Annotated in this window: 14 protein-coding genes; 9 read left to right on the top strand and 5 right to left on the bottom strand. The window is 65.1% G+C overall.

Translation table 11 applies throughout. The features are described 5' to 3' along the window. Nucleotides 1-300: 300 nt before the first annotated feature. The 3 genes from AC13FW_RS19685 to coaBC are packed head-to-tail and all read right to left on the bottom strand — an operon-like array spanning nt 301 to nt 4,373. On the bottom strand, nt 301-2,652 hold the full coding sequence (locus tag AC13FW_RS19685; protein WP_482990204.1) for a phosphomannomutase/phosphoglucomutase: 2,352 nt from the start codon (nt 2,650-2,652) through the stop codon (nt 301-303). Between the two features lie 15 nt (nt 2,653-2,667). Next, entirely contained in the window at nt 2,668-3,135 is a 468-nt protein-coding gene (gene dut, locus AC13FW_RS19680) for a dUTP diphosphatase (protein WP_482990203.1), read from the bottom strand. Beyond that, complete coding sequence (gene coaBC / locus AC13FW_RS19675; RefSeq protein WP_482985626.1) at nt 3,132-4,373, bottom strand: bifunctional phosphopantothenoylcysteine decarboxylase/phosphopantothenate--cysteine ligase CoaBC; 1,242 nt, start codon at nt 4,371-4,373, stop codon at nt 3,132-3,134. The genes dut and coaBC overlap by 4 nt, the downstream gene beginning before the upstream one ends. A 97-nt stretch (nt 4,374-4,470) precedes the next feature. Between coaBC and radC the strand changes: the two genes are divergently transcribed. The 5 genes from radC (at nt 4,471) to AC13FW_RS19650 (ending at nt 10,391) form a co-directional block, all read left to right on the top strand. Then, nucleotides 4,471-5,145, top strand: coding sequence for a RadC family protein (radC, locus tag AC13FW_RS19670; protein ID WP_482990205.1), 675 nt, complete (start codon nt 4,471-4,473; stop codon nt 5,143-5,145). Between the two features lie 196 nt (nt 5,146-5,341). Next, complete coding sequence (gene argS, locus AC13FW_RS19665) at nt 5,342-7,030, top strand: arginine--tRNA ligase (RefSeq protein ID WP_482990202.1); 1,689 nt, start codon at nt 5,342-5,344, stop codon at nt 7,028-7,030. Nucleotides 7,031-7,051: 21 nt separating this feature from the next. Then, the gene (locus AC13FW_RS19660) at nt 7,052-7,924 is read left to right on the top strand and encodes an SPOR domain-containing protein (RefSeq protein WP_482990201.1); all 873 of its coding nucleotides are present in this window, start codon (nt 7,052-7,054) and stop codon (nt 7,922-7,924) included. 786 nt (nt 7,925-8,710) lie between these two features. After that, a complete protein-coding gene (locus AC13FW_RS19655) occupies nt 8,711-9,460 on the top strand; it encodes an SDR family NAD(P)-dependent oxidoreductase (RefSeq protein ID WP_482990200.1) in 750 nt (249 codons plus the stop codon). Nucleotides 9,461-9,527: 67 nt separating this feature from the next. Continuing rightward, the gene (locus AC13FW_RS19650; protein ID WP_482990199.1) at nt 9,528-10,391 is read left to right on the top strand and encodes a hypothetical protein; all 864 of its coding nucleotides are present in this window, start codon (nt 9,528-9,530) and stop codon (nt 10,389-10,391) included. A gap of 134 nt (nt 10,392-10,525) precedes the next feature. On the opposite strand, the gene AC13FW_RS19645 is transcribed toward AC13FW_RS19650, so the two are convergent. Further along, nucleotides 10,526-10,975 (bottom strand): PepSY domain-containing protein, encoded by a 450-nt coding sequence (locus AC13FW_RS19645; protein ID WP_482990198.1) that lies wholly within the window; start codon nt 10,973-10,975, stop codon nt 10,526-10,528. 120 nt (nt 10,976-11,095) lie between these two features. On the opposite strand from AC13FW_RS19645, the gene AC13FW_RS19640 reads away from it, so the two are divergent. The 3 genes from AC13FW_RS19640 to AC13FW_RS19630 are packed head-to-tail and all read left to right on the top strand — an operon-like array spanning nt 11,096 to nt 13,391. Further along, nucleotides 11,096-11,404, top strand: coding sequence for a PepSY domain-containing protein (locus AC13FW_RS19640; protein ID WP_296246826.1), 309 nt, complete (start codon nt 11,096-11,098; stop codon nt 11,402-11,404). Then, entirely contained in the window at nt 11,404-12,066 is a 663-nt protein-coding gene (locus AC13FW_RS19635; protein WP_482990197.1) for a response regulator transcription factor, read from the top strand. The genes AC13FW_RS19640 and AC13FW_RS19635 overlap by 1 nt, the downstream gene beginning before the upstream one ends. Then, entirely contained in the window at nt 12,063-13,391 is a 1,329-nt protein-coding gene (locus tag AC13FW_RS19630; protein WP_482990196.1) for a sensor histidine kinase, read from the top strand. The genes AC13FW_RS19635 and AC13FW_RS19630 overlap by 4 nt, the downstream gene beginning before the upstream one ends. Before the next feature lie 85 nt (nt 13,392-13,476). Here the strand turns inward: AC13FW_RS19630 and speA are convergent, their stop codons facing one another. Next, on the bottom strand, nt 13,477-15,366 hold the full coding sequence (gene speA, locus AC13FW_RS19625; RefSeq protein WP_296246819.1) for an arginine decarboxylase: 1,890 nt from the start codon (nt 15,364-15,366) through the stop codon (nt 13,477-13,479). A gap of 263 nt (nt 15,367-15,629) precedes the next feature. Between speA and speE the strand changes: the two genes are divergently transcribed. Then, complete coding sequence (speE, locus tag AC13FW_RS19620; protein ID WP_481533098.1) at nt 15,630-16,487, top strand: polyamine aminopropyltransferase; 858 nt, start codon at nt 15,630-15,632, stop codon at nt 16,485-16,487. Nucleotides 16,488-16,692: the final 205 nt, after the last annotated feature.

Here is a 16,692-nt window from a genome sequence, read left to right as displayed (position 1 = left end):
CCGCTCCCACAAGCCAGCGCCGGCGGAAGCAGAAGCAAAGGCAACCCCTCCCCAGCCCTCCCCTTGGCTGCGCCAAAGGGAGGGAGACAAGCGGCTGCGCTTCGATCTGTCAGGCTGCGCGCACTGCGCCCCCTCCCTTTGGCGTAGCCAAGGGGAGGGTTGGGGAGGGGTGCTCTTTGCAGCAATCCCAAGCACCCGGCAAACCGCAATGCAGGAAAGCGACACGCGAGAACAAAAGCCCGCGAAAACAAAAAACCGCCCACGCAACACGCGGACGGCTTTTCGCCAAACAATATTCGATCAGAACCCCAGCTCGGTCCCCACCGGCAACACCTGCAGCAACTGCTCCCGGAACACACCCTTGATCCGCTCCAGCGCCACTTCATCGTTGGCCTCGAAGCGCAGCACCAGCACCGGCGTGGTGTTGGAGGCACGCACCAAGCCCCAGCCATCACTGAAGTCGGCACGCAGGCCGTCGATCGTCGAGATGCGCGCGCCTGCGAACGGCGAGTCCTCAACCTGCGCTGCAGCCACGATCAAGGCCACCTGCGCATGCTGCGTGCCCTCTTCCACCGCCACCTTCAACTCCGGCGTGGAGATCGCATCCGGCAACTCGTTCAATACCTCGGACGGTTCTTCATCACGCTGCGCCAGAATCTCCAGCAGGCGTGCCGCCGCATACAGGCCATCATCAAAACCGTACCAGCGCTCCTTGAAGAAGAAGTGGCCGCTCATCTCGCCCGCCAGTTCGGCATCGGTCTCGCGCATCTTGGCCTTGACCAGCGAATGCCCGGTCTTCCACATCATCGGGCTGCCGCCGTTGCGCAGGATGTAATCCGACAATTTGCCGGTGCACTTCACGTCGTAGATGACCATCGCGCCGGGGTTGCGCGCCAGCACATCGGCGGCGAACAGCATCAGCAGGCGGTCGGCGAAGATGATCTTGCCATCCTTGGTGACCACGCCGAGGCGGTCGCCATCACCATCGAAGGCCACGCCCAGGTCCGCGTCGAAACGCTTGACCATCTGCACCAGGTCTTCGAGGTTGTGCGGATCACTGGGGTCCGGGTGGTGGTTGGGGAAGTCGCCATCCACTTCGCAGTACAGCGGGATCACCTCGGCACCAATGGCTTCCAGCAGCTGCGGCGCCACTGCGCCGGCCACGCCATTGCCGGCATCGGCAACGACCTTGAGCGGACGATCCAGCTGCACGTCATCGGCGATGCGCTGCACGTAGTCGTTGATGACCTCACGTTGCTGCAGGCTGCCTTCGTTGTCGGCATGCTGCAGGCGACCTTCCTGGATGCGCTTGTACAGGTCGGTGATGGCGTCGCCGGACAGCGTCTCGCCACCGATGACGATCTTGAAACCGTTGTAGTCCGGCGGGTTATGGCTGCCGGTAACCGCCACGCAGCTGCCAGCACGCAGGTGATAACTGGCGAAATACACCACCGGCGTCGGTGCCATGCCGATATCGATCACATCGCAACCAGCGCGGCGCAGGCCCGTGATCAAGGCATCGGCCAGCTCCGGCCCGGACAGGCGGCCATCGCGGCCCACCACCACATCGCGCAAACCCTGCGCCTGCATTTCGCTGCCGATGGCCTGGCCAATCAGCGTGGCGACATTGGCATTCAACTCGGCACCAAGCACACCGCGGATGTCGTAGGCACGGAAGATGACCGGCAGGACCGCGTCCGCACCCGGCTCGACGCGCGCCGGCGGCGCATCAGCAGCGCGCGCATTGGCCGAGACCGGCAGCGGTTGCGGGTCCTGCTCCAGCGCTTCCTGCAGGGTCGGGCCGCTATCGTCGTCCTGCACGGTGTTCCTGCGCAGGACGGGTAGATTCGCCAGGCGCTTGCGGCCCAGCAACAACAGCAAAGCAATCGCCAGCAGCAGCAACGCCACGATGCCGCTTGGAATCACTCCCAGGCCCATCAAACCGGCGCTGGCATCCGGCAGCTCAGCGACAACGCGCAGGCCGGTATCGCCGACCGGGCGCGCCAGTGCATCGGCACTGTTACCCAGATCGGTGGCGCCCTTCTGGACGATGGTGAAACCACCCTGGCGCAACCCGAGGAACGCGCTGTTCGGCGAATCGATGCCATCAAACACGGAGGTCAGCCGAGTCAGCGGCTGACGGATGTAGATCACCGCCGGTTTGCCCTGCAACAGCACCGGTGCGGCCAGGCCCAGCCTCGGGCTACCACCATCGCGAACCACCAGCGCTACCGGCTGACCGGTGGCCATGGCCTGTTCCAGCAGTGCCAGTCGCGAGTAGCCGAACGCCGCCGGGTCGGCATACGCCTCGGTCAGGCTGGCATCGAGAACCTGCGCGTCTTCCACCCCGGTCCACTTGTCACGTACCGCCAAGGCGACGGCAGCTGCATCACCGTTGGCCAGCGCGGCCTTGACCGGCTCCAATGCCAGCTGCTTGCCGAACTGCGCGGTCTGCGTAGCCAGCGCCTTCTGTACGTCAGCCACGGCCTGATCGCGGGATTGCTCAAGCCCGGCACTGGTACCGGACTGCATCCATTGATCTACCGCACTCCAGCCGAACCAGCCGGCCAACAGCAGCAGCAGTACCGCCAGCAGTGGCGTTGATCGACCCAGCTCAGGACGTGGCCGCCCGCTCTCATTGCCTTGGCTCATCGTGCGATCCCCCTGTCAGCGCACCCCGGTGTGGCCGAATCCACCCGTTCCACGTGCACTGTCGACGAAAGTATCTACTACCTGCAACGTCACCCGTGCAATCGGCATCACCACCAACTGCGCGACACGGTCGCCCGGTTCGATGGTGAAGGCGTCGCGGCCTCGGTTCCACACACTGATCAGCAGTGGCCCCTGGTAATCGGCGTCGATCAGGCCGGTGCCATTGCCCAGCACGATGCCGTGGCGGTGGCCCAGCCCGGAGCGCGGCAGAACCACCGCACACAGGCCAGGATCGGCGATATGGATCGCGATGCCGCTGGGCAGCAGGGCCGCATCGCCGGGCTCCAGCGTCAGCGCCGCTTCGGTCGCCGCGCGCAGGTCCATGCCGGCGCTGGCCTCGGTGGCGTAGGCCGGCAGCGGCCAGCTGTCGCCGAAGCGCGGGTCCAGCAACTTCACCTGCAAGGGCTGCAGTCCATTACTCATGCGTCCAACCTCTCGGCAATCAAATCCAGCAATTGTTCGGCCAGCTGGGTCTTGGCGGTGCCCGGGAACTCGCGCAGGCCGCCGTTCCAATAGGCCACGGCCGCGTTCTGGTCACTCTCGAAGCCATTGCCGGCGATGCCGACCTGGTTGGCGATGATCAGGTCCAGGTGCTTGTCGGCCAGCTTGCCGCGTGCGTACTTCTCCACATCGTGGGTTTCGGCGGCGAAGCCCACCACCAGCTTCAAGGCCTGCTCCTGCACGGCCACTTCGGCCAGGATGTCGGCGGTGCGCACCAGTTCCAGAGTCAGGGTCTGGCTGCCGGCGGTCTTCTTCAGCTTCTGCGGCGAGACCTGGCGCGGCGTGTAATCGGCCACGGCGGCCGCGCCAATGTAGATATCGGCCGGCAAGGCACCGAGTACGGCCTCACGCATCTGCGCGGCCGAGCGCACGTCGATGCGCTGCACACCGGCCGGCGTGGCCAGCTGTACCGGTCCGCTGACCAGCACCACTTGCGCGCCCTGGCGGGCGGCGGCGGCGGCCAGGGCATAGCCCATCTTGCCGCTGCTGCGGTTGCCGACGTAGCGCACCGGGTCCAGATCTTCGTAGGTTGGACCGGCGCTGATCAGCACGCGCATGCCGTTCAGGCGGCCCGGCTTGGCCGGGGCCTGCGGGGCCAGGTTGCCGGCAAGTGCAGCAATGATGGTTGGTGCTTCACTGACCCGACCAGGGCCGGATTCACCTTCGGCCAGCGGGCCGTCCTCCGGCCCGATCACCTGCACGCCGCGCTCGCGCAGCAGTGCCATGTTGGCCTGGGTGGCCGGATGCAGCCACATGCGGTGATTCATTGCCGGGCACACGGTCAGCGGCGCGGTACTGGCCAGACACAGCGTGGTCACCAGGTCGTCGGCATTGCCGTGCGCCAGCCGCGCCAGCAGGTCGGCCGTGGCCGGGGCGATGAGGATGCGGTCGGCCCAGCGCGCCAGTTCGATATGGCCCATGGCCTGCTCGGCGGCGCTGTCCCACAGCGTGGTGCGGGTGGGATGGCCCGACAGCGCCTGGAAGCTCAACGGAGTGACGAACTGCTGCGCACCAGCCGTCATCGCCACCTGCACGGTGGCGCCGGCATCACGCAGCCGACGCACCAGCTCCAGCGACTTGTACGCAGCGATGCCACCGCCTACGCATAGCAGCAGCTTCTGTCCTTCCAAGGGGCGGGAAGTGGGGGAAACGGCGGTCACGGATGGGGATTCCTAGGTACAGAAGAAGGGTTAGCTTAACCGAAGGCTTTGTTACGCCTGATCCAGTTTTTGGCAAATGGCGGTGAATCTGCCACTCATGCATATCCGTGATTGGCCCAGCGCTGAACGCCCGCGCGAAAAACTGCTGGCACGTGGCGCAGCCGCACTTTCCGACGCTGAACTGCTGGCGATTTTCCTCGGTTCGGGCCTGCGCGGGCGCGATGCGGTACAGACCGCGCGCGAGCTGCTGCAGGCGCACGGCCCGCTACGGGCGCTGCTGGACCGCAGCGCACCGCAACTGGCCAGATTGCCGGGGCTGGGTCCTGCCCGCGCCTGCCAGCTCAGCGCCGCGCTGGAACTGGGCCGGCGCCATCTGGCCGCCGGGCTGGAACGCGGCGATGCGCTGACCGACCCGGCCGCTGCCGGCCGCTACTTCGCCCAGCGCCTGCGCCACCGCCCGCAGGAGGTGTTCGCCGTGCTGTTCATGGACAATCGCCACCGGGCCTTGGCTTTTGAAGAGTTATCCACAGGGACGGTAGACAGCGCCGAGGTACATCCGCGTGAGGTCGTCCGCCAGGCCTTGGCCCACAACGCTGCGGCGGTGATCGTCGGCCACAACCACCCGTCCGGGAATCCTGAACCGTCGGCGGCCGATCGCACCATCACCGCACGGCTGCAGCAGGCCTTGGCGCTGGTGGATATCCGCCTGCTCGACCATTTCGTGATCGGCGACGGCGCGCCGGTGTCGCTGGCCGCGCGGGGCTGGGTCTGAACGCCTCAGCCTGAACCCCCTCCTGCCTACCCCGGCCCCAGAATCTGCCCGGTCGGACACCGGAATCCCGCTTGACCGCTGGCCGCCGCAGCTTTTCTGTTTTTTTGACATTGCTGACCCCAGCGGGCGTGCCGCGGGCGGCCTCGTCGCAGGTCAGGTAAAATGGTCAGTTCCGCGCTTCAAGCAGAATAGTCACGTGAAAGCCCAACTCCGCGCCCTCATCGGCCAAGGCATCGAAGCCTTGCGCGCCAACGGCACCTTGCCTGCCGACACCCTGCCGCCGGATTTCGTGGTCGAGCGACCCAAGACCCGCGAACACGGTGATTTCGCCACCAATGCCGCCATGCTGCTGGCCAAGGCCGCGCGCAGCAATCCGCGCGCCGTTGCACAGGCGCTGCTTGCCGCATTGCCGGCCAGCGACGACATCGTAAATGTCGAGATCGCCGGCCCTGGCTTCATCAATTTCAAACTCTCGCCGGTGGCTTACCAGCGCGAAGTGGTCAGCGTGCTCAAGGAAGCCGAGGACTATGGCCGCAACCTGAGCGGCAACGGCCGCAGCGTCGGCGTCGAATACGTGTCGGCCAACCCGACCGGCCCGCTGCATGTCGGCCACGGCCGCGCCGGTGCGATCGGCGATTGCATTGCCCGCGTGCTGGAAGCCAACGGCTGGAACGCCAAGCGTGAGTTCTATTACAACGACGCCGGCGTGCAGATCGAAAACCTGGCCAAGTCGGTGCAGGCGCGCGCACGCGGCTTCAAGCCGGGCGATGAGCAGTGGCCGGCCGAAGCCTATAACGGTGAATACATCGGCGACGTGGCCAAGGCCTACCTGCTGGGTGAGACCGTGGACCTCGAGGGCAGCCAGGTCGTCGGCGCCAAGGATGCCGAGAACCTGGAGGAAGTCCGCCGCTTCGCCGTTGCCTACCTGCGCAACGAGCAGAACCTGGACTTGGCCGCGTTCGGCGTGGATTTCGACATCTACTTCCTGGAAAGCTCGCTGTACAAGGACGGCAAGGTCGCCGAGACCGTGCAGCAGCTGATCAGCTCCGGCCACACCTACGAGGAAGGCGGCGCGCTGTGGCTGCGCTCCACCGATTTCGGTGACGACAAGGACCGCGTGATGCGCAAGTCCGACGGAACGTTCACCTATTTCCTGCCGGACGTGGCCTACCACCTGAGCAAGTGGCAGCGCGGTTACGAACGCGCCATCACCGAGCTCGGTGCCGACCACCACGGCTCGCTGGCGCGTGTGCGCGCCGGCCTGCAGGCGCTGGACCTGGGCATCCCCAAGGGCTGGCCGGAATACGTGCTGCACCAGATGGTGACGGTGATGCGCGGCGGCGAGGAAGTGAAGCTGTCCAAGCGTGCCGGCAGCTACCTGACCCTGCGTGACCTGATCGAGGAAGTGGGCAGCGATGCGGTGCGTTGGTTCCTGATCGCGCGCAAGCCCGACTCGCAGCTGACCTTCGACATCGACCTGGCCCGCCAGCAGAGCAGCGACAACCCGGTGTTCTATGTGCAGTACGCGCATGCCCGCGTGTGCTCGCTGCTGCGCCAGGCGCAGGAAAAGGGCCTGGACTACAAGCAGGCCGACGGTCTGGCCGCGCTGTCGCGTCTGGGCGACGACGCCTCGCTGGAACTGATGAACGAAATCTCGCGTTACCCGGAAGTGGTGGAAGCAGCCGGCATCGCGCTGGAACCGCACCAGATCGCGCAGTACCTGCGTGAATTGGCACACGCTTTCCACACGTGGTATCACGGCACCCCCGTGCTGGTGGATGATGCAGCCGAGCGCAACGCCAAGCTGACCTTGGCCAGCGCAGCACGGCAGACCCTGGCCAATGGCCTGAGCATCCTGGGCGTCAGTGCCCCGGAAAAGATGTAAACACCTGGAGACGCAGTAGACATGGCAGCACGACGCGGCAAAACCCAAGCCCGGCGCAACAACGACAATGGCACGCCCGGCTGGGTGTGGCTGGTTGCCGGCGTGGCGATTGCGGCGGTGGTGTTCCTGGCGGCGCCGAACCTGTTCAAGAAGGACGGCGACGGTTTCCTGCGCGTAGGCCCGCAACCCAATCCGGACGCACAACCGGCACCGGTTGCTGACGCCGACGTCGACGCCGGGGTGGAATCGAACAAGCCAGCCACGCCTGCCGGTGCCAAGCCGGAGGAAAAGCCAGCCACCCAGTACGACTTCTACACCCTGCTGCCGGGCACGGAAGTACAGATGTCCGATGCCGAGCTCGCCGCCAGTGCCAAGGCCGAGGAACAGCGTCGTGCGGCAGCCGCGCGCGCGACTGCTGCGGCAACGCCGGCTACTCCTGCGACGCCGCCGACCGAGGCACAGCGTGCACAAGCTGCGCTGGAAGGTCGTCCGTTGCCGGCACCGGTGAGCGAAGCCACCCGCCAGCCGGCGCCGATCAGCGAAACAGCATCGCGTCCGGCGCAGGTTGCCAGCGTTACTCCGGCGGCCACCGCTCCGAAGCCGGCACCTGCGGCTGCAGCTGCGACTGTTGCTGCAGCTACACCCGCGGCTGCGACCGAGAACGTGCGCTACATCCTGCAGGCAGGTGCATTCGGTGCTTCGGGTGATGCCGAATCGACCAAGGCCAAGCTGGCGATGATGGGCCTGGCAGCACGCGTGGAATCGGCGCAGATCAACGGCAACACCGTATACCGCGTGCGCATGGGCCCGTATGGCACCGCCAGCGAACTGGCCGAGGCCAAGGCCAAGCTCAACGGCACTGGCTTGCAGGCCATGGCGATCAAGGCGCAGTGAAGTCGCCTACGGCGGCTTCACCCCAAAGTTTGTGAAACAAACTTTGGGCCCCGTGCCCGTTACACCCACAACCCCGCGCCTGTCGGCGCGCCCCCTTTACCAAAGGGGGCTGCTGCGACTGACAGGTCGCTCGAAGAGCTTCTCGATCATTTAAGCCCTGACGTCGTTTTGATGTTGGGGCTTTTTGTTGATGCCGTTGTAGCGTCGGTACGTGCAAGCACCTGGGGCTTTGAGTGCGCGTTTGCTCGAGAGCTGGTTTCTCTTGCGCCGGTGATTTTCCTGCAAAGAGCACCCCTCCCCAACCCTCCCCTGCGCCTGCGGCGCAAGGGAGGGAGCGAAGCGCGGCTTCGCTCCGCATCGCTGCGAACTGGTCGATCGCACAGTCAGCCCCCTCCCTTGCGCCGCAGGCGCAGGGGAGGGTTGGGGAGGGGTGCTTTGGCTCTTGGCTCTTGGCTCTTGGCTCTTGGCTCTTGGCTCTTGGCTCTTGGCTCTTGGCTCTTGGCTTCTGGCTTCTGGCTTCTGGCTTCTGGCTCCTGGCTTCTGGCTTCTGGCTCCTGGCTTCTGGCTCCTGGCTCCTGGCTCCTGGCTCCTGGCTTCTGGCTCCTGGCTTCTGGCTCTTGGCTTTGGCTCTTGGCTTTGGCTTTAGCCCTTCTCCCGCTTGCGGGAGAAGGGTTGGGATGAGGGGGCGCTTTAGCTTTGGCCCTTAGCTTGAGGCATCGCCCTCCCCCCACACCCCCACCGCCGCAAAGTGCGAAAATCAAGATCCCCCGCCCCAAGGATTCCGCAATGTCCAAGACCGCTTTGATCACCGGCGCCACGTCCGGCTTCGGCGCCGCCGCTGTCCGTCGCTTTGCTGCGGCTGGCTGGAAAGTGATCGCCACCGGTCGTCGTGCCGAGCGCCTGCAGCCGCTGGTGGAAGAATTCGGCGCCGACAAGATCCACGCCGCCGCCTTCGACATCCGCGATGCCGCTGCAATGGAAGCTGCTCTGGCCGCCCTGCCACCCGCTTTCCGCGACATCGACCTGCTGGTCAACAACGCCGGTCTCGCCCAAGGCACCGCCGCCGCACAGCACGCCAGCCTGGAAGATTGGCGCACGATGATCGACACCAACATCACCGCGCTGGTCACGCTGACCCATCACCTGCTGCCGAAGCTCGTAGAGCGCCGTGGCGCGATCATCAACATCAGCTCCACCGCCGCGCTGTATCCGTACCCGGGTGGCAATGCCTACGGCGGCACCAAGGCCTTCGTCAGCCAGTTCTCGCTGGGCCTGCGCTCGGACCTACACGGCACCGGCGTACGCGTGACCGCGATTGAGCCGGGCATGGCCGAAACCGAATTCACCCTGGTGCGTACGCACGGCAATCAGGCCGCATCCGATCAGCTGTACGGCGGTGCCAGCCCGATGACAGCCGAAGACATCGCAGAGCAGATCTTCTGGGTGGCGACACTGCCCGAACACCTCAACGTCAACCGCATCGAGTTGATGCCGGTCAGCCAGTCGTTTGCTGGCTTCCAGGTACATCGCGGCTGAAGAACCTATCCGTACCCCGAGGCCTTTGACAAGGCCCCCTTCTCTCAAGGATCGACGAGGAACTCCAATGCTGCGCATCGCACGACCGTTCACCGCCACGCTGTTTCTTGTAATGCTGCTTGCAGCGGATTCATGGGCCCAGGAATCTTCACTGCCCAACGGTTTGGACGCAGGCGTGCTTGCGCAGGCGCTTTCACATGTTGGCGGGGCATCCGACGCACTGCTGCCACCGCTCTCATCGCGCAGCACCATCATTGCGAGGGGAAATTTCGGAAAAGCAATCTACTCCGATAGTTCTGCCAGCTACACGCGCCTCGAAGACGGTCTATACGATGTCCGAGATAGTTCACGCATGGCGGCCAACACGAACATCGGCGAAGGAGCGGGCTCCACGAGCTCCACACTTTCCCTTTGCGGATTGGTGGCGTTGTTTTCAGCAGGGAACTCTCGATCGGTCAACAAGATTGCTACTGCTGCAGGAAACTGGATTCTGGAGACCACCAGCTCCGTTGACTTCGGCAATCACTACAAAGCGACCTTGCTTGAATCCTCGACACCGTCGCTGTGCAACCCAACTCCAGGCTCTGACTTCACAATGCGGGTGGATTCGATCAAGACCACCCGCATGGAGGGCCCTTACGTCAGAGACAAAACAGTGGAGCACAACTTCAGCTTCATCCAGACATGCAAGGTTGCTGCGATACCAGAACCAGCTTCTCGAATCGCAGCGGCGCTGGCAGGTGAGTACCTTGACGTCACCTGTGAGTTCTCTGACGAAAAGAATCGTCCGGTGACGACACGCTATGCCTTTCTTACGCACTACCGCTACTACCTGACCGTACAGACGGTGGCAAAGAACCAGCGTTCCGAAACCGCCTATTCTTCAGCGCATCGCACGGAACCCGAAGACTCCCCAGGCACAGCACGGTAACTGGCGTCCCTGCAGCGTCACGATGGGGGTGGAAGCTTTCGACATGCGGATACCTGACACGGCACTGCCGCCATGGACGTTGTGAGACCTACCTGACGACTGCGGGCGCAGCGAGGCTGCGCCTTCTCGGCAACTCAGTCCAGCCAGCCGTCACGCTCGCTGTGCAGGATGCGGCCATCGATGCCGCTCATGCGGACTTCAACGCGCTGATTGCGGGCGTTGCGTGCTTCCAGCTTCCAGGTGGCGCCGTCGCGCTCCAGCGAATGGATCTCGCGCAGGCCTGCGGCGCCGGCACGGGCCAGGATCTGCTCGCTGCCCAGCAGGGCGCGACCATCGTGTTCATCGAAGATCTCGCCGGTCGCCGGGTCCACCCACACCTCGGCGAAGCGGCCATCAGCGCGCGCCACATCGGCTTCCCACAGGCCGTCGTCCTTCTCGATCTCGTGGATCTGCGTGTAGCCAGCGGCACGCAGCTTCTGCTCGACCTCGGCCATGCCCAGCGACTTGGTCTGTGCATGGGCGCTGGTGCTCAATGCCGCGGCGATGGCGGCGGTGGCGGCGGTGGCGAACAATGACTTCAACATGGGGGAGTTCCTTGAGTGCTGCCGGATCAGCCCGGCCCAAACAGTCTCCGCCGCCTGCCTAACAGCGCCCTAGCCAGCACTGTTAGTCGATTGTTAGCCAGCCGCGCTATCAATAGCGCCATGTTTTCCTACCGCACCCTTGTCGCCCTCGCCGGCCTGTCCTTGCTGACCGCAGGCACGCCGCTGGCCATCGCCCACGGCCAGGACGCCGCACAGCAGACCGCGCGCCAGGCCTTGAAGCAGGGCCGCTACGTGCCGCTGGAAAACATCGTGCGCGATGCCCTGCAGCGACATCCGGGCAAGCTGCTGGAAGTGGAACTCGACGACGGTATCTACGAAGTGGAAATCCTGCGCGCAGACGGCGTTGTCATCGAGCTCGACTATGATGCCCGCAGCGGTGCCTTGCTGAAGACCGAACTGGACGACTGATGCGGATCCTGTTGGCCGAAGATGACCTGGAATTGGCCAGCCGCCTACAGCCTTTGCTGGAGCAGGCCGGCTACGTGGTCAGCCACGTCAGCGATGGCCGTGAGGCCGAGGAACTCGGCCAGATCGAGGAACTGCAGGCAGCCATCGTCGACCTCGGCCTGCCTGGGCTGGATGGGCTCAGCGTGATCGAGCGCTGGCGCGGCAATGGCCGCGACTTCCCGGTGCTGGTGCTGACCGCACGCGGGCGCTGGCACGACAAGTTGGCCGGCTTCGATGCCGGTGCCGATGACTACCTGACCAAACCCTTCCAGGCCGATGAACTGATCCTGCGGCTGCGGGCGCTGATCCGCCGCAGCAACGGCCATGCCAGCGCGCAGCTGAGCTGTGGACCGTTGCAACTGGAGATCAACGCCGGGCGCTTCCTGCTGGAAGGACAGCCGCTGGCGCTAAGCCCGCAGGAGTTCCGCCTGCTCAGCTATTTCATCCACCATCCGGGCAGCGTCGTCAGCCGCGAGCGGCTGGGCGAGCAGGTCTTCGACGGCGGCCATGATCCGGATTCCAATGCACTGGATGTGCTGCTGGGACGGCTGCGGCGCAAGCTTGGCGTGGACATGATCCAGACCGTGCGCGGCCAGGGCTGGCGTTTGGTCGCACCAGCATGAAGGCACTTTCACTGCGTGCGCGCCTGCTGCTTGCCGGCGGTCTCGGCCTGGTGTTGGTATCGGTGCTGGCCGGTGTACTGCTGGGGCGCTTGTTCGAACAGGCAGCGCGCGACAACCTGGACACGCAACTGGAACAGGACCTGCTTACCGTATTGGCGCAGGCCGAGATCGACGCCAGCGGCAAGCTCACGCTGCGCCAGGAACCCAACGATGCCCGCTTCCAGCGGGTGTTCTCCGGCGCGTACTGGCAGATCGCCACGACCGATGGGCAGGTGTTGCTGCAATCGCGCTCGTTGTGGGACGAGAGCCTGCAGCCACCGATCACAGACATTCCCACCCAGGCAAGCGGCGTGGACTTCAGCGGTCCCATGCGGCAGCCCCTGCGCGGCCTCACCCAACAGGTGCGTCTGCCACGCAGCCAGGCGCCATTGCAGGTCACCGTCGCCAGTGATCGCAGCCAGCTGGATGCCGATGTCGACCGTTTCCGCCAGCGCTCAGCGCTGGCGATGGCGGTATTGATCGCGGCGTGGCTGGCCGTGCTGGTCAGCCAGGTGCAGTTCGGCCTGCGCCCACTGCGCGCGCTTGGCACGCGCGTGGAACAGGTCCGCCACGGCGATGCCGCGCAGATCAGCAGCGAGGGGCTGGGGCGCGAAGTTGCGCCGCTGGCCGATGAACTCAACGCCCTGCTCGCGCATCACCAGCGTATGGTCAGCCGCGCGCGCAGCAGTGCGCAGGATCTGGCGCATGCGTTGAAGACACCGCTGAGCGTGCTGCATGCCGAAGCCGATGGCAGCGGCGAGCACTGGCGGCAAACCCTGCGCGAGCAAAGCCGGCGCATGCAGGCCAGCATTGATCGCTATCTGGCCTCGGGCATGGCGGCTGACCGGCATCAACGCAGTGCCGTCGCACCGGTCGTGCAATCGTTGTGCCGGCTGATGGAACGTGTGCACGGCGAGCGCGGCATCCACTTCGTCGCCGACGATATCGATGCGCAGCTGTGCTTTGCCGGGGCGACAGCCGACCTCGAAGAAATGCTCGGCAACCTGCTCGACAACGCTGGCCGCTGGGCAACACATGAAGTACGCGTCCAGGCGCGCGCCGATGACCAGCAGCTGCTGATCGACGTCATCGACGACGGCCCAGGCTTGGCCGAGGAAGCGCTGCAACAGGTGCTGCAACGTGGCGTACGTCTGGACGAACGCGATGGCAGCAGCGGGCTTGGGCTGGCGATAGTCGGCGACATCGTCGACAGCTACGGCGGCCGCCTGACCCTGCGCAATACCGGCAGCGGTCTGTGCGCCAGCCTGCAGCTGCCACGGGCCTGAGCGCACATCGAATCAATCCGCCAAAGAAAACGCCGCGCAGGCGGACCGGCGCGGCGTTCGCTGTTTCCTTGCAGGTGCCCTTGGATCAGCCCAGCGGTTCGTCCGACAGGTAGGTGTAGCCGGTCAGGCCCGCTTCCAGCGCGGCATCCAGCTCCGCTGCGCGTTCGGCTGACAGATCGGCGGCGGCCACGCGCTCACGGTAGGCCGTGCGCAGGTCGGCCAGGCTGTAGCCCACGTAGTCCAGCATCACGTCGGTGGTGTCACCACGACGCTGCTGGGTGATCACGTAGCCGTCGTCTTCCACCACCACTTCCACGGCGTCTGTATCACCGAACAGGTTGTGGATGTCGCCGAGGATTTCCTGATACGCGCCAACCAAGAAGAAGCCGATGCGGTAGCTCTCGCCATGACGCACCGCGTGCAGCGGCAGCGAGCTGTCCAGGCTTTCGTTCTCGACGTAGGTCTTGACCATGCCATCGGAATCGCAGGTCATGTCGGCGATCACGCCGCGACGCTCGGGGCGCTCGTTCAAGCGCTCGATCGGCACGATCGGGAACACCTGGTCGATCGCCCATGCATCCGGGATCGATTCGAACACGCTGAAGTTGACGAAGTACTTGTCGACCAGGCGGTCATTCAGTTCGTCCAACGCCGGGCGATGGCTCTTTTCGTCATAGCTCAGGCGCGCACGCACGCCGTTGGCAATGGCGTAGAACAGGTCGTCGATGCGCGCACGCTGCGGCAGGTCGATCTGGCCCAGTGCGTAGGCGCTCAGGCCCTCGGCATGGAAATGCTGGGCTTCCTGGAACAGTTCCACCGCCGGGCGCTGGTCGAGTTCCTCGTGGATCTCACGCAGGTGGCGGATCGCCGCCGGCTCGTCGTCATGCGCTTCCGGCACGCGGCCTTCGGCGGCCTGCTCCACTTCCGACACATTGGCGATCAGCACCGCGTGGTGCGCGGTCATTGCGCGGCCGCACTCGGTGATGATGCGCGGCGGGGTCAGGCCATGCGCTTCGCAGGCTTCGGCCAGCGGTTGCACGATGTTGCTGGCGTAGGCGTTGAGGCCGTAATTGATCGAGCAGTAGCTGCGCGAACGGGTGCCTTCGTAATCGATGCCCAGCCCGCCGCCAACATCGACGTGGCTGATCCTGGCACCCAGCTGCGACAGCTCGACGAAGTAACGGGTGGCCTCGCGCATGCCGTTTGCGATGTCGCGCACATTGCTGATCTGGCTGCCCATGTGGAAATGCAGCAGGTTCAGGCAATCGGCGTACTCGGTGTCACGCAGCGCCTTCCACAGGTCCAGCAGCTGGCGCGGGGACAGGCCGAACTTGGCCTTGTCGCCGCCGCTGTTCTGCCACTTGCCGGCGCCCAGCGAGGCAAGGCGCATGCGCACGCCCAGGCCCGGCTTCACGTCCAGCGCCTTGGATTCCTCCAGCACCAGCTTCAGCTCGGACGGCTTCTCGATGACGATATAGGTCTGCAGGCCGAGCTTGCGGCCGATCAGGGCCAGGCGGATGTACTCGCGGTCCTTGTAGCCGTTGCAGACGATCAGCCCGCCCGGCCGGCTCAGCGCCAGCACCGCCATCAGCTCCGGCTTGGAGCCGGCTTCCAGGCCAAAGCCCTCGCCGTGGTGACTGGCCAGGGTGCCGGCCACGCCACGGTGCTGGTTCACCTTGATCGGGTAGACCGCGGTATAGCCGCCAGCGTAGTCCCAGTCGGACTGGGCCTGGGCGAAGGCAGCCTGCAGCTTGCCCAGGCGCTGACCGAGGATGTCCGGAAAGCGCACCAGCAACGGCAGCTTGGCGCCGGCGGCACGCGCCGAATCGACAACCTGCGGCAACGACACCGCCGCGCCTTGGGCGCCTGCGGGACGGACCACGACGTGCCCGGCGGCATCGACGTCGAAATAACCATCAGACCAGTGCGGAATCGAATAGGTCTTGCGGGCCTGTTCGAGGGACCAATCGCTCATCGGCGTAGCAACTCTCAGCTGTGGATAAATAAGGACGCGCATTCTAACGCTAGCGGGGCAAGGGTCCGTTACAATCCGCGCCCGCGCCTCCTCCCCTCTCCCCCCGGGAGAGGGGTCGGGGGTGAGGGTAAGGGTGAAACCTGACTGTGACAGGCTTCGCCCTTACCCTCATCCGCCCCTTCGGGGCATCCCCGCCTTCGCGGGGACAGGCTCTTCTCCCGCCCGCGGGAGAAGGGAAAAGTCCATTGCACCCAGGAATCATCATGACCTCCAACGAAAACTGGTTCATCGAACACTTCCAGCCGACCGGTTCGGCTATTGGTTTCCGCATCACCGGCAAGCTGGACGAGGTGCAGTCGCCGTTCCAGAAGATCGAGATCTACGACAGCACCGACTGGGGCAAGTTGATGGTCATCGACGGCGCCATGATGCTGACCACCAAGGACAATTTCTTCTACCACGAGATGATCAGCCACCCGGTGCTGTTCACCCACCCGGCGCCCAAGCGCGTGGTGATCATCGGCGGCGGCGACTGCGGCACCCTGCGCGAGGTGCTCAAGCACCCGGGCGTGGAGAGCGCCACCCAGTGCGATATCGACGAGCAGGTCACCCGCATGGCCGAGAAGTACTTCCCGGAACTGTGCGAATCCAACGGCGACGTGCGCGCCGAGCTGCTGTTCGACGACGGCGTGGCCTACATGGCCAACTGCGCCCCGGGCAGCGTGGACGTGGTGATCGTGGACTCCACCGACCCGGTCGGCCCGGCCGAAGGCCTGTTCAACAAGGCCTTTTTCGAAAGCTGCTTCCGTGCGCTGAAGGACGACGGCCTGCTGGTGCAGCAGAGCGAGTCGCCGCTGGCCCTGCTGGAGCTGATCAAGGACATGCGTTCGGAAATGGGCAAGGCCGGCTTCCAGTCGTTCAAGACCCTGCCGTTCCCGCAGCCGTGCTACCCGACCGGCTGGTGGTCGGTGACCGTGGCCAGCAAGCAGGCCGGTTTCGGCTTCGGCTTCCGCGAGGCCGACTCGGCCGCCAAGCCGTTCGACACCCTGTACTACACCGCCCCGCTGCACACCGGCGTTCTGGTCAGCCCGCCATTCGTGGCCAAGGCGCTGGGCGAATAAGCCCGCTGCCAGCGCCGTGAACCGAACCCCGCGCCCGCAACGGCGCGGGGTTTTCGTTTTCTGGCCATGACGCACACAGGCGCGCGCCACATCAGCCACGCCATCGCAACAATCATTTCCGTCACGCGATTCCTACATTTTTTTTACATTCAGCAATTCATGGACTGTGCAGTTTTATAATTGCCGCACATCCCCGCCCATGCGG

The sequence above is a fragment of the Stenotrophomonas sp. 21LCFQ19 genome (assembly GCF_056861425.1).
This window is presented reverse-complemented; position numbering and strand designations above follow the sequence as displayed.